The organism is Pseudomonas sp. LB1P83 (genome assembly GCF_054897885.1).
On sequence record NZ_CM142709.1, the window covers coordinates 1,772,802 to 1,793,233 of the forward strand.

General features: G+C 59.2%; 15 protein-coding genes. 11 read left to right on the plus strand and 4 right to left on the minus strand.

What is annotated here, in order from left to right; all coding sequences use genetic code 11:
- Nucleotides 1–69: 69 nt before the first annotated feature.
- Nucleotides 70–1,143: a 23S rRNA (cytidine(2498)-2'-O)-methyltransferase RlmM gene (gene rlmM, locus ACYZTY_RS08095; RefSeq protein ID WP_461958010.1), complete on the plus strand. Its 1,074-nt coding sequence runs from the start codon at nt 70–72 to the stop codon at nt 1,141–1,143.
- Between the two features lie 210 nt (nt 1,144–1,353).
- A complete protein-coding gene (gene tusA, locus ACYZTY_RS08100; protein ID WP_123403368.1) occupies nt 1,354–1,605 on the plus strand; it encodes a sulfurtransferase TusA in 252 nt (83 codons plus the stop codon).
- Here tusA and ACYZTY_RS08105 read toward each other — a convergent pair.
- Nucleotides 1,602–3,011: an MATE family efflux transporter gene (locus ACYZTY_RS08105; protein ID WP_461958011.1), complete on the minus strand. Its 1,410-nt coding sequence runs from the start codon at nt 3,009–3,011 to the stop codon at nt 1,602–1,604. The genes tusA and ACYZTY_RS08105 overlap by 4 nt on opposite strands.
- A 340-nt stretch (nt 3,012–3,351) precedes the next feature.
- Between ACYZTY_RS08105 and pdxB the strand changes: the two genes are divergently transcribed.
- A complete protein-coding gene (gene pdxB, locus ACYZTY_RS08110; protein WP_461958012.1) occupies nt 3,352–4,494 on the plus strand; it encodes a 4-phosphoerythronate dehydrogenase PdxB in 1,143 nt (380 codons plus the stop codon).
- Between the two features lie 178 nt (nt 4,495–4,672).
- On the opposite strand, the gene ACYZTY_RS08115 is transcribed toward pdxB, so the two are convergent.
- The gene (locus tag ACYZTY_RS08115; protein WP_461958013.1) at nt 4,673–4,852 is read right to left on the minus strand and encodes a PA1571 family protein; all 180 of its coding nucleotides are present in this window, start codon (nt 4,850–4,852) and stop codon (nt 4,673–4,675) included.
- Between the two features lie 257 nt (nt 4,853–5,109).
- Between ACYZTY_RS08115 and ACYZTY_RS08120 the strand changes: the two genes are divergently transcribed.
- Together ACYZTY_RS08120 and ACYZTY_RS08125 are read left to right on the plus strand one after the other, a co-directional pair.
- Nucleotides 5,110–6,876: an ABC transporter transmembrane domain-containing protein gene (locus tag ACYZTY_RS08120; protein WP_461958014.1), complete on the plus strand. Its 1,767-nt coding sequence runs from the start codon at nt 5,110–5,112 to the stop codon at nt 6,874–6,876.
- 68 nt (nt 6,877–6,944) lie between these two features.
- Nucleotides 6,945–7,970, plus strand: coding sequence for a Fic family protein (locus ACYZTY_RS08125; RefSeq protein WP_461958015.1), 1,026 nt, complete (start codon nt 6,945–6,947; stop codon nt 7,968–7,970).
- Between the two features lie 80 nt (nt 7,971–8,050).
- On the opposite strand, the gene ACYZTY_RS08130 is transcribed toward ACYZTY_RS08125, so the two are convergent.
- The gene (locus ACYZTY_RS08130; RefSeq protein ID WP_461958016.1) at nt 8,051–9,979 is read right to left on the minus strand and encodes a transglycosylase SLT domain-containing protein; all 1,929 of its coding nucleotides are present in this window, start codon (nt 9,977–9,979) and stop codon (nt 8,051–8,053) included.
- Nucleotides 9,980–10,192: 213 nt separating this feature from the next.
- On the opposite strand from ACYZTY_RS08130, the gene ACYZTY_RS08135 reads away from it, so the two are divergent.
- Entirely contained in the window at nt 10,193–12,112 is a 1,920-nt protein-coding gene (locus tag ACYZTY_RS08135; protein ID WP_461958017.1) for an ATP-binding cassette domain-containing protein, read from the plus strand.
- Between the two features lie 182 nt (nt 12,113–12,294).
- On the opposite strand, the gene ACYZTY_RS08140 is transcribed toward ACYZTY_RS08135, so the two are convergent.
- Nucleotides 12,295–12,735, minus strand: coding sequence for a universal stress protein (locus tag ACYZTY_RS08140; protein ID WP_461958018.1), 441 nt, complete (start codon nt 12,733–12,735; stop codon nt 12,295–12,297).
- 104 nt (nt 12,736–12,839) lie between these two features.
- Between ACYZTY_RS08140 and ACYZTY_RS08145 the strand changes: the two genes are divergently transcribed.
- The 5 genes from ACYZTY_RS08145 (at nt 12,840) to topA (ending at nt 20,373) form a co-directional block, all read left to right on the plus strand.
- Complete coding sequence (locus tag ACYZTY_RS08145; protein WP_461958019.1) at nt 12,840–13,277, plus strand: hypothetical protein; 438 nt, start codon at nt 12,840–12,842, stop codon at nt 13,275–13,277.
- 661 nt (nt 13,278–13,938) lie between these two features.
- A complete protein-coding gene (fadB, locus tag ACYZTY_RS08150) occupies nt 13,939–16,086 on the plus strand; it encodes a fatty acid oxidation complex subunit alpha FadB (protein ID WP_461958020.1) in 2,148 nt (715 codons plus the stop codon).
- A 32-nt stretch (nt 16,087–16,118) separates the two neighbouring features.
- Nucleotides 16,119–17,294 (plus strand): acetyl-CoA C-acyltransferase FadA, encoded by a 1,176-nt coding sequence (gene fadA, locus ACYZTY_RS08155; RefSeq protein ID WP_461958021.1) that lies wholly within the window; start codon nt 16,119–16,121, stop codon nt 17,292–17,294.
- Nucleotides 17,295–17,394: 100 nt separating this feature from the next.
- A complete protein-coding gene (locus ACYZTY_RS08160) occupies nt 17,395–17,631 on the plus strand; it encodes a DUF1653 domain-containing protein (RefSeq protein ID WP_046047845.1) in 237 nt (78 codons plus the stop codon).
- 114 nt (nt 17,632–17,745) lie between these two features.
- The gene (topA, locus tag ACYZTY_RS08165; protein ID WP_461958022.1) at nt 17,746–20,373 is read left to right on the plus strand and encodes a type I DNA topoisomerase; all 2,628 of its coding nucleotides are present in this window, start codon (nt 17,746–17,748) and stop codon (nt 20,371–20,373) included.
- Nucleotides 20,374–20,432: the final 59 nt, after the last annotated feature.

The following is a 20,432-nucleotide window of genomic DNA, read 5'->3' on the forward strand; positions in this document are numbered from 1 at the left end:
GCTTTGCTTCAACGCAAGTCTGGGCATCGCGCAGTGGCTGAATTCTTCGCCAACTGCCCAGGAGTAAGAATGAACACCCTCTTTATGCATTGCCGGCCGGGCTTCGAAGGCGAAGTCTGTTCCGAGATTTCCGAACACGCCGCGCGGCTGAACGTGGCCGGTTATGCCAAGGCCAAGACCGCCAGCGCCTGCGCCGAATTCATCTGCACCGAAGAAGACGGCGCCGAGCGCCTGATGCGCGGCCAGCGTTTCGCCGAGCTGATCTTCCCACGCCAATGGGCTCGCGGGATCTTCATCGACCTGCCGGAAACCGACCGTATCAGCGTGATCCTCGCGCACATGGCGGACTTCCCGCTGTGCGGCAGCCTGTGGCTGGAAATGGTCGACACCAACGATGGCAAGGAACTGTCGAACTTCTGCAAGAAATTCGAAGGCCACCTGCGCAAAGCCCTGATGGCGGCCGGCAAGCTGGTGGAGGACGCCCACAAGCCGCGTCTGCTGCTGACTTTCAAAAGCGGCCGCGAAGTGTTCATGGGCCTGGCCGAGTCCAACAACTCGGCGATGTGGCCGATGGGCATTCCACGCCTGAAGTTTCCCCGTGAAGCCCCGAGCCGTTCGACGCTGAAGCTGGAAGAAGCGTGGCACCACTTCATCCCTCGCGATCAGTGGGATGAGCGCTTGCACAGCGACATGACCGGCGTCGACCTCGGTGCCGCCCCCGGCGGCTGGACCTGGCAACTGGTTAACCGCGGCATGCTGGTGACCGCCATCGACAACGGTCCGATGGCCGAAAGCCTGATGGACACCGGACTGGTGCAGCACTTAATGGCCGACGGTTTCACTTACAAACCCCGGCAGCCGGTGGACTGGATGGTTTGCGACATCGTCGAGAAACCGGCGCGCAACGCCGCGATGCTGGAAGAGTGGATTGGCGAGGGCCATTGCCGCGAAGCGGTGGTCAACCTGAAGTTGCCGATGAAACAGCGTTACGCCGAAGTGAAACGCTTGCTGGAGCGCATCGCCGACGGGTTCAAGGAGCGTGGCATTCGGGTCGAGATCGGCTGTAAGCAGCTGTATCACGACCGTGAAGAAGTGACCTGCCACCTGCGCCGGATTGACGTAAAGAAACCCAAATCCCGCTAATACACACTGCTTACCCTCGTATTTGCGGGGCGCCACACAACCCTGTAGGAGCGAGGCTTGCCCGCGAAGCTTTTGGCGTCTTCAAGGACGCCTTCGCGGGCAAGTCGGATCGCCGCACCGCTCGCTCCTACATGGGCGGGGCGGTGTACGACACAGATGACCGAACACCCGGCAATGCGCGACAATGCCGGCAAGTTTCAGGAGTGAATCATGAGTGAAATGATTGATACGCCGGTAGACGGCACCCTCGACGCCACCGGCCTCAACTGCCCGGAGCCGGTGATGATGCTGCACCAGCACATCCGTGACCTGGCACCCGGCGGCCTGCTCAAGGTAATCGCGACCGATCCCTCGACCCGTCGCGACATTCCCAAGTTTTGCGTGTTTCTGGATCACGAACTGGTCGGGCAGCATGAAGAGGCAGGCACCTACCTCTACTGGATCCGCAAGAAACTCGCTTAACCCGCCGAATGACTGATGCGGATCCGCTTGCGTGCACTGCGCGTCAGGCGGATCGACAGCATCAGCGCCGCGCAACTCAAGCCCACGATCAAACCCTGCCACAGCCCGCTCGGGCCGCTCGGCGTGCCGAACCAGTCGGTCAGGCCCAGCGCGTAACCCACCGGCAAACCGATCCCCCAGTAGGCGAACAACGTCAGGATCATCGTCACCCGAGTGTCCTGATAGCCGCGCAGTGCGCCGGCCGCAGTGACCTGGATCGCGTCGGAAAACTGGAACAGCGCCGAATACACAATCAACATCGCCGCCACTCGGATCACCGTCGGGTCGGCGGTGTAGATCGTTGCGATGTGTTCGCGCAACAGCAGCATCATGCTCGCCGAAATACACGCATACGCCAGCGCCGTGCCCATGCCGACACCCGCAGCGAAGCGCGCTTCACGCGGCTCCTCGCGACCGAGCGCCTGGCCGACCCGCACGGTCACGGCCATGCCGAGGGAGTAGGGGATCATGAACACCAGCGAGCTGAAGTTCAGGGCGATCTGGTGTCCTGCAACCACGGTGGCGCCGAGGCTGCCGATCAGCAGGGCGATCACGGCGAAGATGCTCGACTCGGCGAACACCGCGATGCCGATGGGCAGGCCGATGCCCAGCAGGCGTTTGATCACCGACCATTGCGGCCAGTCAAAACGGCTGAACAACTGGCTCGACTGATAGGCCGGAGCCCAGCGTTCCCAGCCGGCCATGCCCAGTGCCATCACCCACATCACAATCGCCGTGGCCCAGCCGCAACCGACACCGCCCATGGCCGGTACACCGAAGTGGCCATAGATGAAGATGTAGTTCAGCGGAATATTCAACGCCAACCCGCACAGACCCAGCACCATCGCCGGACGCGTACGCCCGAGGCCATCACTGAAACAACGCAGCACATGGTAGAGGGCGACGGCGGGTAGGCCGCTGGCGATACCGTGCAGATATTGCATGCACGGGCCAATCAGTTCGGGGTCGACCTTCATCATGTGCAGGATCGGTTCGGCACTGAACAGCATGCCGGTCGCCATCAAACCCACCACCAAGGCCAGCCATAACGCCTGACGCACGATCGGACCAATTTCGCTGTGGGTGCCGGCACCGAAGCGCTGGGCGACTTTCGGGGTGGTGGCCAGCAAGGTGCCGGTCATCAACAGAAACACAGGAACCCAGATCGAGTTGCCGAGCGCCACGGCCGCCAGATCACGCGGGCCGACCCGACCCGCCATCACCGCATCGACGAAGCCCATGGCGGTGGTCGCCAGTTGCGCGATCATGATCGGCAGCGCCAGGCCGAGCAGGTTTTTCAGCTCCAGGCGAACCCGGGCCGGGCGGGAGAGGGAAATAGCGGCGGGGCGGTCAGTCACGGAATTCAAGGGCGAAACGTCCAGAGATTTTGATGCACGAGGCGGCGCATTCTACGCCTTGACGCAGTGGTCAGGAAAAGTCCTGTGTTACCTATTTGTAATCGGTTTTCGAACGTAGCGACCTCCCTGTGGCGACGCAACCTTGTAGCAGCTGGCGAAGCCTGCGTTCGACTGCGAAGCAGTCGCGAGACCTGAGCATGCGGTTTTCCTGAATCACCGCAGCGTCTGATTTCACGACTGCTACGCAGCCGAACGCAGGCTTCGCCAGCTGCTACAGCGGGCGCGCAATGCTTGCTGGCCCACAATGGTCATCTCCGCCTACACTGCCAACCCGCCAAAGGAGCCTGCCATGCTGATTGTTGCCGACGAAAATATCCCGCTGCTCGATGCCTTTTTCGAAGGTTTCGGCGAAATCCGCCGGGTGCCGGGACGTTCCATCGACCGCGCCACCGTCGAGCAGGCCGATGTACTGCTGGTGCGTTCGGTGACCAACGTCAATCGCGCGTTGCTCGAAGGCAGCAAGGTGCGCTTTGTCGGCACCTGCACCATAGGCACTGATCACCTGGATCTGGATTACTTTCAGCAGGCCGGCATTACCTGGTCCAGCGCGCCCGGCTGCAATGCCCGTGGCGTGGTCGACTACGTGCTTGGCAGTTTGCTGACCCTGGCCGAAATCGAAGGCGCTGACCTGACCCGTCGCACTTACGGCGTGGTCGGTGCCGGTGAAGTCGGCGGTCGACTGGTCAACGTCTTGAAAGGCCTGGGCTGGAACGTGCTGGTCTGTGATCCGCCAAGGCAAGCCGCTGAAGGTGGCGATTACGTCAGCCTCGAACAGATCATCGAGCAGTGCGACGTCATCAGCCTGCACACCCCTTTGAAGAAACACGGCTCACAATCGACCTGGCATCTGTTCGAAAAAAACCGTCTGAACCAACTCAAGCCGGGCACCTGGCTGATCAACGCCAGTCGTGGCCCGGTGGTGGACAACGCCGCCCTGCGCCAGGTGTTGTTGCAGCGCGAAGACCTGCAAGCGGTACTCGACGTTTGGGAAGGCGAGCCTGAAGTCGATGTGGCGCTGGCCGAACTCTGCGTGCTGGCGACGCCGCACATTGCCGGTTATAGCCTTGATGGCAAGCAGCGAGGGACGGCGCAGATCTACCAGGCCTATTGCGAATTTATCGGGCAACCGGCCCAGGTCAGTTTGAGCGATTTGCTGCCGGCGCCATGGGTGTCGCAGGTGACCTTACATGCTGAAACTGATCCAGCCTGGGCGCTGGCGATGCTGTGCCGCGGTGTGTACGACCCGCGCCGGGACGATGCGGATTTCCGTCGCAGCCTTGTAGGCAATGTGAGCGAGCAGCGTGCGGCGTTTGATGCGTTGCGCAAGCATTACCCGCAGCGGCGGGAGATTGATGGGTTGACGGTGCGGATAGAGGGGCGTTCGCCTGAGTTGTTGAAGATAGTGGCGGCGTTGGGTGCAACGGCAGTTTAGAGACCGAGTCGGCCCTTTCGCGGGCAAGCCTCGCTCCTACGGGATGAACGCGACTCCGAAATTGACGCACGACCTGTAGGAGCGAGGCTTGCCCGCGAATAGCCGCACCGCAACTCCCGGATCATCACCCATAAAAAACCCGGCCATCAGGGCCGGGTCAAAGAAGACGGTGGCTATATCACTTTTGTTCGGCAGGCTTGACCAATCGCTTTTCCAGTTCGCTGCAGGCTTGCTGGATCATGTCTTCAGTGATCGGTACTTCGCGCCCTTCCTTATCAATAATCGAGCAACCCAGAGACTGGTTTGGCTGCGTGCGGATCACTTCAATTTTGTCTTCGCTGCTGTTTTGCAAGGACATGGCCTGTCTCCTCATCAGGTTGTGTACCTACTTTAAAACCGCCAGGTGACCGGGCTGTGACAACTCCCTGCGATCTTTCCAGGGCGGCAACATCAGTCCACCAGAAATAGCGCAGTGTTGCCACCCGGACATTAGACCAATAGCGTCTAGGCGCTAGTCGTTGTGGTCATAATTAACCTGACTCATTGTGATTTACAGAGTTCCACCCCACTTAAGCGGTATAGGCTGGCCCCATCAATTGCGTACTGGATAACCCGATGCTCTCTGCCCGTCACCGCCGTGCGATTCGCCTGACCAGCCGTTTTCTTGCACCTTATCGCTGGCCGGCCTTCGGCGCCTTGCTCGCCCTGATCATCACCGCCGGCATCACCTTGTCGATGGGGCAGGGCATTCGCTTGTTGGTGGATCAGGGTTTCATGACCCAATCGGCGCATTTGCTCAACCAGACCATCGGCCTGTTCATGTTGCTGGTGGTCGGATTGGCGGTTGGCACCTTTGCGCGCTTCTATCTGGTGTCGTGGATCGGCGAGCGCGTGGTCGCGGACATCCGCAAGCAAGTGTTCAATCATCTGGTTTATCTGCATCCGGGCTTCTATGAAGACAATCGCAGCTCCGAGATCCAGTCACGGCTGACCGCCGACACCACGTTGCTGCAATCGGTGATCGGTTCTTCGTTGTCGCTGTTTTTGCGCAATTTGCTGATGGTGATCGGCGGGATTGTCTTGCTGTTTATCACCAATCCCAAACTCACCAGCATCGTGGTGGTAGCGTTGCCGCTGGTGATCGCGCCGATCCTGATTTTCGGCCGTCGGGTACGCGGCCTGTCGCGCCTCAGCCAGGACCGCATTGCCGACATTGGCAGCTACGTCTCCGAAACCCTCAGCCAGATCAAAACCGTGCAGGCCTACAACCATCAGGTTCAGGACGAGCAGCGCTTCGCTGTGACAGTGGAGGAGGCGTTCAACACGGCGCGCAAACGCATTTTTCAACGAGCCTGGCTGATTACGCTGGTGATCGTGCTGGTACTGGGCGCGGTTGGGGTGATGCTGTGGGTCGGCGGTATGGACGTGATCGCCGGACGGATCTCGGCAGGTGAGCTGGCGGCATTCGTTTTCTACAGCCTGATCGTCGGTAGTGCCTTTGGCACGTTGAGCGAAGTGATAGGTGAGTTGCAGCGTGCGGCAGGCGCTGCCGAACGGATTGCCGAATTGCTTCGTTCTGAAAACATCATTCAGGCGCCCACCTCAGGTTTGGTCACTTTGCCTGATCGGGTGAAGGGCGATCTGTCGCTCCAAGACGTGCGCTTTTCCTACCCGTCGCGTCCAGACAGCTATGCCGTGGATGGCCTGAGCCTGACCATCAATGCGGGCGAAACCCTCGCCCTTGTCGGTCCGTCCGGTGCCGGTAAATCCACGGTGTATGACCTGCTGCTGCGTTTTTACGATCCTGCCTCGGGACAGATCCTGCTGGATGGCGTGCTGCTGACCCAACTCGATCCGCTCGACCTGCGTCGTTGCTTCGCCCTGGTCTCGCAAAATCCGGCGCTGTTCTTCGGCAGCATCGAAGAGAACATCCGCTACGGCAACCCGACAGCGACCCTGGCCCAAGTCCAGGAAGCGGCGAGAATCGCTTACGCACACGACTTCATCGAGCAAATGCCCCACGGCTACCAGACACACCTCGGCGACGGCGGCCTCGGGTTGTCCGGCGGCCAGCGCCAACGCCTGGCCATCGCACGGGCGCTGCTGGTGGACGCACCGATCCTGTTGCTCGACGAAGCCACCAGCGCCCTTGATGCACAGAGTGAACACCTGATCCAGCAAGCCCTGCCGAGCCTGATGAAAAACCGCACCACCCTGGTCATCGCCCACCGATTGGCCACGGTGAAAAATGCCGACCGGATCGCGGTGATGGATCAAGGGAAATTGGTGGCAGTGGGGACGCATCAGGAGTTGATTGCGAGCAATGCGCTGTATGCGCGGTTGGCGGCGTTGCAGTTTAGTGATGGGCACGAAGCCGCATGAATGAGAGCTGCTGAACGCTGCAAGGTTCGGGCATTATGTCGACCTCAGTTACGAGCCTGGATGAGGATATGAGCCGTTATCAACCACCGTTGACCCTGACTACAAGGATGTTGGCGTTGATTGCCGAGATCAGCGAACAAATCGGTCAACTGACGGCTGTGGACGAACGTTTGCAGACGCCTCAACTACGTCGCAGCAATCGAATTCGTACGATTCAGGCTACTTTGGCGATCGAGAACAACACCCTTAGCATTGAGCAGGTGACCGCAGTTCTGGCGGGCCGACGGGTTCTTGGCCTGCCGCGAGAAATCCAGGAAGTGCGTAACGCGTTTGCGGCTTATGAAGCCATGCCCGAGTGGCGGTCGAGCAGCCAGTCCGACCTGCTGCGGGCGCATGAGTTGCTGATGGGTGGATTGATTGACGACTGCGGGCAGTTTCGCCGAGCGGGTGTAGGTATTTACCGTGGCGAAAAATTAGTCCACATGGCACCGCCGCCGAGTCGCGTTGCGCACTTGATGGACGATTTGCTGGCATGGCTCAGCGATTCAGATTGGCACCCATTGATCGTCAGCTTCGTGTTCCATTACGAGTTTGAGTTTATTCATCCCTTCGCCGACGGAAATGGGCGGATGGGACGACTCTGGCAAACCTTGATACTCAGTCAGTGGCGGCCGGTATTGGCTTATCTGCCAGTCGAAGCGGTGATTCGAGAGCAGCAGGACGCTTATTACGCTGCGTTGTCGGCAGCCGATCAGTTGGCCGAATCAACGCCTTTTGTCGAGTTCATGTTGCAAGCGTTGAGCGTTGCGCTTGGCGAGGCCGCCCGAAGTGAACCTACGACCGACCAAGTAACCGACCAAGTAACCGACCAAGTAGCGAAACTGCTGATTGCTCTGCGTGGAAGCGCTCCACTGAAGGTTAACGATCTGATGGCTGAGGTTGGGTTAGCTCACAAGGCGACCTTCAGGGCAAACTATCTCAAGCCTGCATTAACTGTCGGCTTAATTGAAATGACAGATCCCGATTCCCCCCGCAGTCCGGTTCAAAGGTATCGCCTGACCGAGCTTGGCGAACGAACGGCGGTGCGGTACTGACTCGACGTAGATGTTTGAACATCAAAAAAAATGCCCGCATTTCTCAATACGGGCATTTTTTTTTGCGCGTCAAAGCACCATCACTGATCGTCGAAGTACCGCTCATGCCAATCCACCAACGGCTGTGGCGAGTTGAGCTTCTGGCCGTAGATCACCGAGTACGACAGCACGTTTTGCACGTACTGGCGGGTTTCGTCGAACGGGATGCTTTCCACCCACACGTCGAAGCTCAGGTGATCAGCGCCGCGCAACCACTGGCGCACACGGCCGGGGCCGGCGTTGTAGGCGGCGGAGGCGAGGACGCGGTTGCCGTTGAACTGGCTGTGAACCTGGCTCAAGTAAGCGGCGCCGAGCTGGATGTTCTTGTCCGGGTCGAACACTTGCTGCGGCGAGGCCAGCGGGATGCTGAACTTGCGCGCGGTTTCCTTGGCAGTGCCAGGCATCAGTTGCATGAGGCCGCTGGCGCCGACGCCGGAGCGGGCGTCGGCCATGAAGGCGCTTTCCTGGCGGGTGATGGCGAACACCCAGCTCGAATGCAGGCCACGAACCTTGGCTTCACGCACCAGGGTTTCGCGGTGAGCCATCGGGAAGCGGATGTCCAAATCGTCCCAGTACTGCGCCTGGCTGATGGTGCGGATCGCCGGGAAATACCATTTCAGGTCGTAGGCCAGTTTCGCCTGGGCGACCATTTCGTCACGGCTGAAGTGACGGCTGACGTGGTACCACTCGCGACGACCGTCGACGATCTGCCCGCGGGCGTGGAATTCTAGGGCGCGACGCACGCCTGGCGTGTTGCGCACCTTGTTGATCAGCGCCTGGCTCAGGACCAAGGGTTTGTTGTTCAGCGAATAAGGTGATTGCGAACGATCGGCTGCGAGGAAACCGTAGAAATCCCGCTCGCGGGCGAGGTTCTTGTACAGCGTTTGCGCTTCCGGGTTCTGCGGCTGTGCCAGTTCCAGGCTGCGGGCCTGCCAGTAGCGCCAGCGGTTGGTGGTCGCCAGATCCTGCGGCAAGCGGCGAGTCAGCTGATAGGCATCGTCCCAGCGGGCCAGGCGCAATAGCAGGCGCATGCGCCATTCGGACACGGTGTTGTCGCGCAGCTCCGGGTCGTATTTGGTCATCATGTCCAGCGCGCGAGGATCGAAGCGTTTGGCGAGGGTCAACCCGATTTCACGGGCGATCGCCACTTTTTCATCGCGGGAGAAATGCATGCTGCTGGCATAGCCGTCGAGCAGGTCCATGGCCTTGTCGGGATCCTGGCGGGCCAGGCGGCGCAGGCCAAGGCTGACCACGTCGGACATCGGTTCGTCGGCCGGGGTGAAGCGCGATGGCTGGTTCAGCAGTTCGGGTTTCTGCGCCACATCCACCAGCAAACGACCGCGAGGGGCGAGGGTGGTCAGGCCGTTGATCAGGCTGTTGGCCAGTGGATAGTTGCGCGCCTGGGCAGCGAGCTTGGTGCGCTCCCAGCGTTTCTGTTCGGTCAATTGGCCTTCGGCAGCCCATTGCCCGAACAGCGCGTCGCAGGCGGCAGGTTGGGATTTGCCGGTCAGCCAGAGTTTGTTGGCGTTGGCGTAGCCTTCGGTTTTCTGGTTATGACCGATCTGGTACTGCGCGTTCAGGCAGTCCAGTTCGGTGAAATTGAGCTTGGGGTCGTAGTACTTGACGAAGGTCGCCCAGTCGCCGCGATCGGCCAGCCAGCGCAACCAGCGCAATTTCATCCAGTTGGCCTGAGGCAGGTCACCGTGTTCGGCGAGGAATTTTTCGATCTCGGCATTGCTGGCGGTTTTCAGCCGTGCGGTCAGTTCGTCATAGGCCAGATACGGCTCCAGCGGATAATCGCTGAGGGCCTGGCTATAACGAAAGTAAGGGCCGGTATCGCCCTTGGCCAAGGCACGCTTGGCCTCATCGTAATATTGGCGCTGGGTGGACAGGTCCACCGCCTGGGCGGTTTGAACGGCAGTGGCAGAAAGAAGCAAACAAGACAAAAGACTGAAAAGGCGACTGCGCATGAGACGTCCGGGCAGAGAAATCACGACAAGCGCAGGCTTAACCTGCACTGAATTGTCTGTAGCTTAGCCTTTTGCCAGCAACGGGCGAAAGCTTTGCCGGCCTCTCTGCACAAGTTCGCAACAATTGTCATGCAGAGTGCTTCGACATTGAAATTGCCGGCCTTCTGAAGCCTCAAGTCAGGTAGAATGCGCGCCCGGTTTTTGGAGAAGCTCATGACCCTGCTCAAATTCAGCGATGTGTCCCTTGCTTTCGGCGCTATGCCGTTGTTGGACAAGGTGTCCTGGCAGATCGCCCGTGGTGAGCGGGTGTGCATCATCGGCCGCAACGGCACTGGCAAGTCCAGCATGATGAAGCTCGTCAAGGGCGACCAGAAGCCCGACGAAGGCTCCGTTTGGCGTGCACCCGGCCTCAAGATTGGCGAATTGCCGCAAGAATTGCCGGTAGCCGACGAGCGGACCGTGTTCGACGTAGTGGCCGAAGGCCTGGACGGTGTCGGCGAGTTGCTCGCGCAGTATCACCACCTGAGCCAGAACATCGTCACCGACGCCGACCTGGACAAACTGATGCACGTCCAGCATGACCTCGAAGCCCGTGACGGCTGGCGTTTGCAGCAACTGGTCGACAGCACCTTGAGCCGTCTGCAGTTGCCGGCCGACAAGACCCTCGCCGAATTGTCCGGTGGCTGGCGTCGTCGCGTCCTGCTGGCCCAGGCCCTGGTTTCCGAACCGGACCTGCTGCTGCTCGACGAACCGACCAACCACCTGGACATCGGTGCAATTGCCTGGCTCGAAGAAGCACTGAAGGATTTCCAGGGCGCCGTGCTGTTCATCACGCACGACCGTTCATTCCTGCAGAACCTCGCGACCCGCATTCTGGAACTGGATCGCGGCGGTTTGATCGACTGGAACGGCGACTACGCCAGTTTCCTCGTGCACAAGGAAGCCTCGCTGGCCGCTGAAGAAACGGCCAACGCGCTGTTCGACAAAAAGCTGGCCCAGGAAGAAGTCTGGATCCGCCAGGGCATCAAGGCCCGCCGCACCCGTAACGAAGGCCGCGTGCGCGCATTGAAAGCCCTGCGCGTCGAGCGTAGCGAACGTCGCGAGCGCACCGGCAAGGCCAACATTCAGCTGGACACCGCTGACAAATCCGGCAAGCAGGTGATGGTCCTCGATAACGTGAGTTTCGCGCATCCGGGTGGCCCGTTCCTGATCAAGGATTTCTCGATGGTCCTGACGCGCGGCGACCGTATCGGTCTGCTTGGCGCCAACGGTACCGGCAAGACCACGCTGCTGAAACTGATGCTCAGCGGTCTGCAGCCAACCAGCGGCAAAGTGGAAGAGGGGACGCGCATCGACGTGGCCTACTTCGACCAGTTGCGCCATCAGCTGGACCTGGAAAAGACCGTGATCGACAACGTGGCCGAAGGTCGCGACTTCATCGATATCGATGGTCAGAGCCGTCACGTGCTGAGCTACCTCGGTGACTTCCTGTTCAGCCCGCAGCGTGCCCGCACGCCGGTCAAGGCGCTGTCGGGTGGTGAGCGTGCGCGCCTGTTGCTGGCCAAGCTGTTCAGCAAACCGGCGAATCTGCTGGTCCTCGACGAACCGACCAACGACCTCGATGTGGAAACACTCGAACTGCTGGAAGAGGTCTTGCTGACTTTCAACGGCACCGTGCTGATGGTCAGTCACGACCGGGCATTCCTCGACAACGTGGTCACCAGTACCCTGGTCTTCGAGGGTGAAGGCAAGGTTCGCGAATACGTCGGTGGTTATCAGGACTGGCTGCGTCAGGGCGGCTCGCCGCGCCTGCTGGGCGTGACCGAAAGCAAGTCCGGCAAAGCCGACCTGACTTCGGCGGTTGTGAAGGCCGAAGCGGCACCGGTTGCTGCGGCAGTCGAAGCGCCTGTAGCGAAGAAGAAACTCAGTTACAAGTTGCAGCGTGAGCTGGAGATGTTGCCGGCTCAGATCGAAGCCATGGAACAGCAGATCGCAGCCGTTGAGGCCCAAATGGCCGATGCCGGTTTCTATCAGCGTCCTGCGGCCGAGACCGCTGCCGTGATCGCTCAGCTTGAGCAGTTGCAGGCTGAGCACGACGTGATGGTCGAGCGTTGGGCCGAGCTGGATGCCTGATTGATCCTGCAATAAAAAAGCCCGGCGTTCAGTGATGACCGCCGGGCTTTTCGTATGGAATGCAATCCACTGTAGGAGCCGGCTTGCTGCGGGCGGCGTTCCGACGATGAGCGATGACGCGGTTCACCTGATGGATCGCGGTGCCTGTATCGCCAGCAAGCCGGCTCCTACAGGATCGGTTGTCAGCTCTTGTTTTGCAGGCGCACCGCGAGCACATCGCATGGCGCACCGTGCAGTACGTCATTGGCGGTGGAGCCCAGCAGCAATGCCAGGCCGTGTCGGCCATGGCTGCCCACCACGATCAGGTCGCAGGTTTGTTCCTTGGCCAGGTGGTGGATCTCCTGGCGTGGCTGGCCGTAGGTCAGGTGGCTGTATTCTTTGGAGAGTTCCGGATATTTCACGATCAGTCGGTCGAGGCGTTCCTTGGCCTGATCGAACTGCTGCTGTTGCAGTTGTGACAGGTCCATGGGGACGTCGCCACCAAAGGCCATGGCCATCGGTTCGACGATGTGGACCAGGGATAATTTCGCGCCGTTGCTCACTGACAGCTCGCGAGCGCGGTGGATTACAGGGTCGCACTCATCGGTTAGATCTACAGCGACCAGAATGTGGTAGTAGGGCATGAGGTGCTCCTCCTGAGGATTGCAATATTGGTAAGTATGGCTGGTTTCAAGCGCATTGGTTCCAAAGTGACTCAAAGCGCTCATCAAGAATCGGGAGTACAGATATGACGGTCTGGATAGTGGTGTCAATCCTGCTGGTGGTACTGAGTCCACTGGCGTGGTTGCGACCGTCCCGTGGGCAGAGCGGGCGCATGGCGTTGCGCATGGAGGCACGGCGTATCGGGTTGGCCATGCAGCTTGCGCCTCAGGAGTGGCCGCACTGGCTGAGCCAGGAGCCGCCGAGCCCTTGCGCCCAGTATCATCGGCCGCGCCGTGGCAATCAGCCGGCGTGCTGGAGTTATTGGCAAAAATCGCCGGGTGTGTGGGTGAACCAGTGGCAGGAAGTTTGCGAAGATCGAGCGCTGCTCAATCATTTCGAAAAATTGCCGGCCAACGTCTACAAGGTTGAGGCGGACAAACAGATGATCACCCTGTATTGGGGCGAGAAAGGCGAGGCGACGGTTTTGCAACAAATCGATGCCACGCTCAAAGCGCTCGCCTGACACCGATCTGTAGCAGCTGCCGAGCTCGCGAGGCTGCGTTCGGCGACGAAGTCGTCGTAAAGCCTGACCACGAGACTCCCCGATACACCGGGGCGCCTGATTGACGACTGCTGCGCAGCCGGACGCAGCCTTCGGCAGCTGCTACAGGGGCGTTGGCCGTTATCGCGGGCAATAAAAAGCCCGACATCATCATCGGGCTGGGGATGGCCAGGCAGGCCGGTAATTCGCTGTAGGGCTGATCTTACGCTGGGCATTCGCCGGAAGCGTTCATGTTTTTTCTTCGACTTCCCGCCAGCGTAGCTTGTTAAACACGGGCTGCAGCGAATTAGGGCGACTTTTCTAACTATTGATTCTATGAATGGCTTCACATGCAGATGCGTGTTGAAGATCTTCGCAGTACGGAAGTGACCGCAAAGTCGCGTTTCAACCCGTATTTTGGGCGATTGACAATTGTCGGAAATTCCGTGAAGGTGGCGTACCCAAATCAAACGGGCGTATGAATTGAGCGTTTGTATTTCAGACCGCTCCTACAGAATCCCGACTATCGCGTTGGCGGGTGTGCCGGGTGGATTGGCGTTAGCATCGACGATAAGCGTCCTGCCGAGCCATTCGCCTGCGTCCGACGTGTACTGTTCAGCTTCCATATCGTGGAGATCAGTTGATGATTTACGAAGGTAAAGCCATCACGGTTAAGGCTCTTGAAAGTGGCATCGTCGAATTGAAATTCGACCTCAAGGGTGAGTCCGTTAACAAGTTCAACCGTCTAACCCTGAACGAACTGCGTCAGGCTGTAGACACTATCAAGGCAGATGCTTCGATCAAGGGTGTGATCGTCAGCAGTGGCAAGGACGTCTTCATCGTCGGCGCCGACATCACCGAATTTGTCGAGAACTTCAAGCTGCCTGATGCAGAGCTTGTTGCTGGCAACCTGGAAGCCAACAAGATTTTCAGCGATTTCGAAGACCTCAATGTCCCGACTGTCGCCGCGATCAACGGCATCGCGCTGGGTGGCGGTCTGGAAATGTGCCTGGCGGCGGACTACCGCGTCATGTCCACCAAGGCCAAGATCGGTCTGCCGGAAGTCAAACTGGGCATCTACCCGGGCTTCGGCGGTACCGTGCGTCTGCCGCGCCTGATCGGTGCCGACAACGCCATCGAGTGGATTGCCGCCGGCAAGGAAAACCGTCCTGAAGACGCGCTGAAAGTCGGCGCCGTCGATGCCGTGGTTGCACCTGAGAAACTGCAGGAAGCGGCCCTGGAGCTGATCAAGCGTGCCATCTCCGGCGAATTTGACTACAAGGCCAAGCGTCAGCCTAAGCTGGAAAAGCTGAAACTGAACGCAATCGAACAAATGATGGCTTTCGAAACCGCCAAAGGTTTCGTGGCAGGCCAGGCCGGTCCGAACTACCCGGCACCGGTTGAAGCGATCAAGACTATCCAGAAAGCCGCGAACTTCGGTCGTGAGAAAGCGCTGGAAATCGAAGCCGCCGGTTTCGTAAAACTGGCCAAGACTTCTGCCGCACAGAGCTTGATCGGCCTGTTCCTGAACGATCAGGAGCTGAAGAAAAAGGCCAAGGCCTACGACGAAATCGCCAAAGACGTGAAGCAGGCTGCCGTGTTGGGCGCTGGCATCATGGGTGGCGGTATCGCTTATCAGTCGGCTTCCAAAGGCACGCCGATCCTGATGAAAGACATCAATGAGCACGGTATCGAGCAAGGCCTGGCTGAAGCCGCCAAGCTGCTGGTCGGCCGCGTTGATAAAGGCCGCATGACCCCGGCGAAAATGGCTGAAGTGCTTAACGGCATTCGTCCGACCCTGTCCTACGGTGATTTCGGTCACGTTGACCTGGTCGTTGAAGCTGTTGTCGAGAACCCGAAGGTCAAGCAAGCCGTTCTGGCCGAAGTCGAAGACAAGGTCAAAGAGGACACCATCCTCGCGTCCAACACCTCGACCATTTCCATCACCTTGCTGGCCAAAGCCCTCAAGCGTCCGGAAAACTTCGTCGGCATGCACTTCTTCAACCCGGTGCACATGATGCCGCTGGTTGAAGTGATTCGTGGTGAGAAGTCCAGCGAGCTGGCCGTTGCCACCACCGTTGCCTACGCCAAGAAAATGGGCAAGAACCCGATCGTCGTCAACGACTGCCCGGGCTTCCTGGTCAACCGCGTCCTGTTCCCGTACTTCGGCGGTTTCGCCAAACTGGTCAGCGCCGGTGTGGACTTCGTCCGTATCGACAAGATCATGGAAAAATTCGGCTGGCCAATGGGCCCGGCCTACCTGATGGACGTGGTCGGCATCGACACCGGCCACCACGGTCGTGACGTGATGGCTGAAGGCTTCCCGGACCGCATGAAAGACGATCGCCGTTCGGCTATCGACGTGCTCTACGAAGCCAAGCGCCTGGGCCAGAAGAACGGCAAGGGTTTCTACGCTTACGAGACCGACAAGCGCGGCAAGCAGAAGAAAGTGGCCGATCCGTCGGTGCTGGAAGTGCTCAAGCCGATCGTTTACGAGCAGCGCGAAGTCACTGACGAAGACATCATCAACTGGATGATGATCCCGCTGTGCCTGGAAACCGTGCGTTGCCTGGAAGACGGCATTGTTGAAACCGCCGCCGAAGCCGACATGGGTCTGGTCTACGGTATTGGTTTCCCTCCATTCCGTGGCGGTGCGCTGCGCTACATCGATTCGATCGGTGTTGCCGAGTTCGTTGCCCTGGCTGACCAGTACGCTGATTTGGGCGCGCTGTACCACCCGACCGCAAAACTGCGTGAAATGGCCAAAACCGGCCAACGGTTCTTCGGTTAAGCGTCCCAACTTTTGAGCGAGAGTGAAATTTTATGAGCTTGAATCCAAGAGACGTCGTGATTGTCGACTTCGGTCGTACTCCGATGGGCCGCTCCAAGGGCGGCATGCACCGCAACACCCGCGCTGAAGACATGTCGGCGCACCTGATCAGCAAATTGCTGGAACGCAACGTCAAGGTTGACCCGAGCGAAGTCGAAGACGTGATCTGGGGCTGCGTAAACCAGACCCTGGAGCAGGGCTGGAACATCGCCCGCATGGCGTCCCTGATGACGCAGATCCCGCACACTGCTGCCGGCCAGACCGTCAGCCGTCTGTGTGGTTCGTCGATGAGCGCGCTGCACACTGCCGCACAAGCGATCATGACCGGCAACGGTGACGTGTTCGTCGTCGGTGGCGTCGAGCACATGGGCCACGTGAGCATGATGCACGGTGTCGATCCGAACCCGCACATGTCGCTGTACGCGGCAAAAGCCTCGGGCATGATGGGCCTGACCGCTGAAATGCTGGGCAAAATGCACGGCATCACTCGCGAACAACAGGACGCTTTCGGCGTGCGCTCCCACCAGCTCGCTCACAAGGCAACCCTGGAAGGCAAGTTCAAAGACGAAATCATCCCGATGCAGGGCTACGACGAGAACGGTTTCCTGAAACTGTTCGACTACGACGAAACCATTCGTCCGGAAACCACCCTGGAAAGCCTGGCGGCTCTGAAGCCAGCGTTCAACCCGAAGGGCGGCACCGTAACGGCCGGTACTTCGTCGCAGATCACCGACGGTGCTTCCTGCATGATCGTGATGTCGGCGCAGCGTGCACAGGACCTGGGCATCCAGCCGCTGGCGGTTATCCGCTCGATGGCAGTGGCAGGTGTCGATCCGGCAATCATGGGCTATGGTCCAGTACCGGCCACTCAAAAAGCACTGAAGCGTGCGGGCCTTGGCATTAACGATATCGACTTCTTCGAGCTCAACGAAGCTTTCGCCGCACAGGCCCTGCCAGTGCTGAAAGATCTGAAAGTGCTCGACAAGATGAACGAGAAGGTTAACCTGCACGGCGGCGCGATCGCCCTGGGTCACCCGTTCGGTTGCTCCGGTGCCCGTATCTCCGGCACTTTGCTGAACGTGATGAAGCAGAATGGCGGCACCTTCGGGGTAGCCACCATGTGCATTGGTCTCGGCCAAGGCATCTCCACCGTCTTCGAACGCGTTTAAGCGTTTCGCTGATGGAAGCCGGGGCCAAGTGCCCCGGTTTTTGTTTTTCTGAATTTATTTTTTGTTTTTATTTTTAAAAGATTTGAGTGAGGGCCAAACCATGCCGATACAACCTGGGCTCTACCAGCATTACAAAGGTCCGCAGTACCGCGTATTCAGCATCGCGCGGCATTCGGAAACCGAAGAAGAAGTGGTCTTCTACCAAGCCCTGTATGGCGATTACGGCTTTTGGGTGCGTCCCTTGAGCATGTTCCTGGAGTCAGTCGAGGTTGACGGCGAACAGGTGCCACGCTTTGCTTTGGTGCAAGCCGAACCGAGCCTTTTTTCCAAGCCATAAGCTGAGTGCGCGCAAGACCCTGCGCTTGACCTCACCTTGTAGCCACTATATATAGCGGTGCCGCGTCAGGCGCCAACCGCCTTTCACTTCTAGAATTCAGGAATTTTCTGATCCATGGGCAAATCGCTGGTCATTGTGGAATCCCCGGCTAAGGCCAAGACCATCAACAAGTATCTGGGTAACCAATACGTGGTGAAGTCGAGTATCGGCCATATCCGAGACCTGCCCACCAGCGGTTCGGCTAGCGCCAGCAAAGAGCCAGCCGCCAAGCGCGGCAAGGCCGCCGCGGGTGAAGGTCCGGTGCTCACGCCGAAAGAGAAGGCGCGCAAGCAGCTGGTCTCGCGCATGGGTGTCGATCCCGATCATGGCTGGAAAGCCAAGTACGAGATCCTCCCGGGCAAGGAAAAGGTCATCGAAGAGCTGCGCCGGCTCGCCAAAGATGCTGACACCATCTATCTCGCAACCGACTTGGATCGCGAGGGGGAAGCCATTGCCTGGCACCTGCGCGAAGCCATCGGTGGTGACGACAGCCGCTACAAGCGCGTGGTGTTCAACGAAATCACCAAGAAAGCGATCCAGGAAGCCTTCTCCAAACCCGGCGAGCTGGACATTGACCGTGTCAACGCCCAGCAGGCGCGTCGCTTCCTCGATCGCGTGGTGGGTTACATGGTTTCGCCGCTGCTGTGGGCCAAGGTCGCCCGTGGCCTGTCCGCCGGTCGCGTGCAATCGGTTGCGGTAAAACTGGTCGTTGAGCGTGAGCGTGAAATTCGCGCGTTCAACCCGGAAGAATACTGGGAAGTCCACGCTGACCTCGGCACCGCCAAGGGCGCGACTGTGCGCTTCGACGTGGCGCGTGAGAAAGGCGAAGCTTTCAAGCCGCTCAACGAAGCTCAGGCCATGGCCGCGCTGGAGAAGCTCAAGGCTTCCAGCTACAGCATCGTCAAGCGCGAAGACAAACCGACCAGCAGCAAGCCTTCGGCACCGTTCATCACGTCCACCCTGCAACAGGCTGCGAGTAACCGCCTGGGCTTCGGTGTGAAGAAAACCATGATGATGGCCCAGCGTTTGTACGAAGCTGGTTACATCACTTATATGCGTACCGACTCCACCAACCTCTCGGTCGATGCCGTGACGATGGCGCGCACCTATATTGAAGGCGAGTTCGGCAAGAAGTACCTGCCGGAAAACCCGAATGTCTACAGCAGCAAGGAAGGCGCACAAGAGGCTCACGAAGCGATTCGTCCGTCTGACGCCAACACCGAGCCAAGCAAGCTGTCGGGCATGGAGCGTGATGCAGAGCGGCTCTACGAGCTGATCTGGCGCCAGTTCCTCGCTTGCCAGATGCTGCCGGCCCAATACCTGTCGACCACGGTCACCGTCGGTGCCGGCGATTTCGAGCTGCGCGCCAAGGGCCGCATCCTGAAGTTCGACGGTTATACCCGCGTCATGCCGCAAATTGCCAAGCCTGGTGACGACGACGTGCTGCCGGACATGGCTCAGGGCGACGCGATGAAGCTGATCAAGCTTGATCCGACCCAGCACTTCACCAAGCCGCCTGCGCGTTACTCGGAAGCGAGCCTTGTTAAAGAAATGGAAAAACGCGGTATCGGTCGTCCTTCGACCTACGCGGCGATCATTTCGACCATTCAGGACCGTGGCTACGTAGCACTGCACAACCGTCGTTTCTACTCGGAAAAGATGGGCGACATCGTGACCGAGCGTCTGGCCGAGAGTTTCTCCAATCTGATGGACTACGGCTTCACCGCCGGCATGGAAGAGAACCTCGATGACGTGGCTCAGGGCGAACGCGATTGGAAAAACGTGCTCGACGAGTTCTACGGCGATTTCAAGAAGAAACTTGAAGTAGCCGAAAGCGCCGAAGGCGGCATGCGCGCCAACCAACCGGTGATGACTGACATTCCGTGCGTGTTGTGCGGTCGTCCGATGCAGATTCGTACCGCATCGACTGGCGTGTTCCTGGGTTGCTCGGGTTACAGCCTGCCACCGAAAGAACGCTGCAAGGCCACCGTCAACCTGGTGCCGGGCGACGAAATCGCTGCGGACGACGAGGGTGAATCGGAATCCCTGGTGCTGCGTGGCAAGCACCGCTGCCCGATCTGCAGCACGGCGATGGACGCTTACCTGCTGGATGAGAAGCGCAAGCTGCACATCTGCGGTAACAACCCTGATTGCGCTGGCTACGAAATCGAAGAGGGCACCTATCGCATCAAGGGCTATGAAGGTCCGAGCCTGGAATGCGACAAGTGTGGCAGCGAGATGCAGCTCAAGACCGGCCGTTTCGGCAAGTTCTTCGGTTGCACCAACGCAACGTGCAAGAACACCCGCAAGCTGCTGAAAAGCGGTGATGCGGCACCGCCGAAGATGGACCCGGTGAAGATGCCTGAGCTGAAATGCGAAAAGGTCAACGACACCTACATCCTGCGCGACGGTGCTTCCGGCCTGTTCCTGGCGGCCAGCCAATTCCCGAAAAACCGCGAGACGCGTGCTCCGCTGGTCATCGAAATTGTGCCGCACAAGGATGAGATCGATCCGAAGTACCACTTCCTCTGTGAAGCACCGAAGAAAGATCCGGACGGCCTGCCTGCTGTAATCCGTTACAGCCGCAAGACCAAAGAGCAGTACGTGCAGACTGAAGTCGACGGTAAGCCGACTGGCTGGAAGGCGTACTACGACGGCGGCAAATGGACGGTTGAAGACAAGCGTCCGGCAGCCAAAGCGTAAAAGAGGCTGTACACAAAAGGCCGCATGACAACCCTCGGGTTCTCATGCGGCCTTTTTGT

Excerpts from the sequence above, each read along its gene's own strand:
- rlmM (WP_461958010.1), top strand. The coding sequence starts at position 70 with ATGAACACCCTCTTTATGCATTGCCGGCCGGGCTTCGAAGGCGAAGTC.
- tusA (WP_123403368.1), top strand. The coding sequence starts at position 1,354 with ATGAGTGAAATGATTGATACGCCGGTAGACGGCACCCTCGACGCCACC.
- pdxB (WP_461958012.1), top strand. The coding sequence starts at position 3,352 with ATGCTGATTGTTGCCGACGAAAATATCCCGCTGCTCGATGCCTTTTTC.
- ACYZTY_RS08115 (WP_461958013.1), bottom strand. The coding sequence starts at position 4,852 with ATGTCCTTGCAAAACAGCAGCGAAGACAAAATTGAAGTGATCCGCACG.
- ACYZTY_RS08120 (WP_461958014.1), top strand. The coding sequence starts at position 5,110 with ATGCTCTCTGCCCGTCACCGCCGTGCGATTCGCCTGACCAGCCGTTTT.
- ACYZTY_RS08125 (WP_461958015.1), top strand. The coding sequence starts at position 6,945 with ATGAGCCGTTATCAACCACCGTTGACCCTGACTACAAGGATGTTGGCG.
- ACYZTY_RS08130 (WP_461958016.1), bottom strand. The coding sequence starts at position 9,979 with ATGCGCAGTCGCCTTTTCAGTCTTTTGTCTTGTTTGCTTCTTTCTGCC.
- ACYZTY_RS08135 (WP_461958017.1), top strand. The coding sequence starts at position 10,193 with ATGACCCTGCTCAAATTCAGCGATGTGTCCCTTGCTTTCGGCGCTATG.
- ACYZTY_RS08140 (WP_461958018.1), bottom strand. The coding sequence starts at position 12,735 with ATGCCCTACTACCACATTCTGGTCGCTGTAGATCTAACCGATGAGTGC.
- ACYZTY_RS08145 (WP_461958019.1), top strand. The coding sequence starts at position 12,840 with ATGACGGTCTGGATAGTGGTGTCAATCCTGCTGGTGGTACTGAGTCCA.
- fadB (WP_461958020.1), top strand. The coding sequence starts at position 13,939 with ATGATTTACGAAGGTAAAGCCATCACGGTTAAGGCTCTTGAAAGTGGC.
- fadA (WP_461958021.1), top strand. The coding sequence starts at position 16,119 with ATGAGCTTGAATCCAAGAGACGTCGTGATTGTCGACTTCGGTCGTACT.
- ACYZTY_RS08160 (WP_046047845.1), top strand. The coding sequence starts at position 17,395 with ATGCCGATACAACCTGGGCTCTACCAGCATTACAAAGGTCCGCAGTAC.
- topA (WP_461958022.1), top strand. The coding sequence starts at position 17,746 with ATGGGCAAATCGCTGGTCATTGTGGAATCCCCGGCTAAGGCCAAGACC.